Annotated in this window: 3 protein-coding genes; 1 reads left to right on the top strand and 2 read right to left on the bottom strand. The window is 34.6% G+C overall.

Annotated features, from left to right (window positions below; translation table 11 throughout):
* Positions 1-94 precede the first annotated feature (94 nt).
* Together FTT83_RS15850 and tnpA are read right to left on the bottom strand one after the other, a co-directional pair.
* Entirely contained in the window at positions 95-295 is a 201-nt protein-coding gene (locus FTT83_RS15850) for a hypothetical protein (protein ID WP_180082862.1), read from the bottom strand.
* A gap of 359 nt (positions 296-654) precedes the next feature.
* Positions 655-1,053, bottom strand: a complete 399-nt coding sequence (gene tnpA / locus FTT83_RS15845; protein ID WP_180044628.1) for an IS200/IS605 family transposase — start codon at positions 1,051-1,053, stop codon at positions 655-657.
* A 101-nt stretch (positions 1,054-1,154) separates the two neighbouring features.
* Here tnpA and FTT83_RS15840 point away from each other — a divergent pair.
* The coding region (locus tag FTT83_RS15840) for a transposase (protein WP_257234928.1) at positions 1,155-1,982 on the top strand (828 nt) is incomplete at its 3' end.

The raw sequence follows: 1,982 nt of genomic DNA, 5'->3' as shown, positions 1-1,982 counted from the left end.
TCAATAACACAGAAGATTTCTGTAAAATCAAACATGGTGGTTAGAGTCTTTGGTTTGTGTAGTAACTTTCTAAATGGCTCTAACCATCTTTTTTTCAAGCGGTTTTCTTATCCGTAATTCGGGTTATATAGGTTTGTAAAGTATACAAAGACAAATCGATTTCTTGTGAACTACTGCTCACGCTTTTTTCAAGCAGTGATGTTAAATTTTCTACACCAGTCCGAGCTTCAGCTTCTGCGTGCTCACGTGCAGTGTGCAAGGTATAGGCCAATAAGCTGATCATAAAAATATTCATGATCACTACAGTAAAGACAAGAAGGATAAAAATAGATTTGTTTTTGATAGGCATATTCCCTCTGTGATCCCAATGCAGTACCCCAAAATATAATCTTTTGGGGTTAACTGAATAGATTAAAAATCATTCAAAAATTACCATAATCTAACACACAATAATATTGACTCTCTTGCTTAAATCAAAAAATACATTTTTTATAATTCCGAGCAATTTTGTATAGTAATCATCAGTGAATAAGTTCAGGACATAAACGGGGGATCTTATCTCAGGAAAGCCCGCTTAGCGTAACTTAGCTATATCTATCTTAAAGTGAAAGAGGACTCCACCCGACAGTCAGAGTGGAGGTGAATTCACAGATTTTAACCTTGTTGGTTTTGAATGTACTTTTTAATAATATCCAAAGGCGCACCACCACACGACCCTGAAAAGTAAGATCGTGACCATAAAACAGGCTTGGCATAGCTACCACGTAAATCTAAAAATTCATTCCTCATTCTTCTGCTTGTTACAGATTTTAAATTATTCACAAATTTACTGAGTTGAACTGTCGGTGGGTATTGAATAAGCATGTGAACATGATCTGCTTCACCATTACACTCTTTTAATTCTGCATCAAATTCTTTACATATATCATATACACACTCAATAAAATATTTATGGTGTAACTCACCTAAAATTTTCTTCCTGTACTTTGTAATAAATACCAAGTGTACGTGTAAATTAAAGGATGAATTGCGGTTTTTATATATTTCTGTCATTGATCGGGTGTTTATTTGGTGATAGTGTTATACATATATTACTACATGCACACTCATTGATAAAAATCAACAAAGCATACAAATTTAGGCTTTAGCCTAATCTGGAACAGGAGCTTGTTTTAAACAAGTTGCTTGGCTCTGCACGTTTTGTTTGGAATCAGGTTTTAGCCATTTCATTTGAAATGCTTGCCAAGAATGAACGCATCACCAAGGATAACCTGGTTAAGAAAATACCCGATCTCAGAAAAAAACCTGAATGTGCTTTTTTAGAACAGAGCTCAAATGGCGTTTCACTTCAACAAAAAGTTCGTGATCTTGGTGATGCTTGGGCTAGGTTTTTCAACCCAAAAGAACAAGCCAAATTAAAGCAAAAACCATTTAAAGCCAAAAAACCAAGATTCTTTAAGTTGACCGATGATACTGAGCTTCAACTTAGACCGCTTATGCCGCGATTCAAAAAGAAATCTGATGGTTATGATTCAATTCGTATTGTTCAATTTGATAGATATTGTTGGGTCAAAGGTAATCAAGTTAAGTTACCTAATGATATTGGTGTTGTGAAATTCAGAAAATCACAAGATATTCTTGGCACAATCAAAAATGTCACAATCTCAAAGCATGTTGGTAAGTGGTACATATCTTTTGGTGTTGAAAGCACAGTAGAAGCACCAATCCATCCATCAAAATCAGCGATTGGCATTGATTTAGGCGTTAAAAAGTTACTTACAACATCCAATGGTGATGTATTTAAACCAATCAATAGTTTTAAAGCCAATCAAGTCAAGTTGGCTAGACTTCAACACAAGTTGAGAAAGAAAACCAAATTTAGTCAAAATTGGAAAAAACTTAATCTAAAGATCAATAAATTACACCATCATATTGCCAATATTCGACATGACTACTTGCATAAAGTCACGACAACGCTCAGC

The sequence above is a fragment of the Acinetobacter sp. YH01018 genome, from assembly GCF_013420295.1.
Taxonomy (GTDB): domain Bacteria; phylum Pseudomonadota; class Gammaproteobacteria; order Pseudomonadales; family Moraxellaceae; genus Acinetobacter.
This window is presented reverse-complemented; position numbering and strand designations above follow the sequence as displayed.

Bases quoted from the DNA above. Each gene is read 5' to 3' on its own strand.
- tnpA (WP_180044628.1), bottom strand. From the start codon at position 1,053: ATGACAGAAATATATAAAAACCGCAATTCATCCTTTAATTTACACGTA.
- FTT83_RS15850 (WP_180082862.1), bottom strand. From the start codon at position 295: ATGAATATTTTTATGATCAGCTTATTGGCCTATACCTTGCACACTGCA.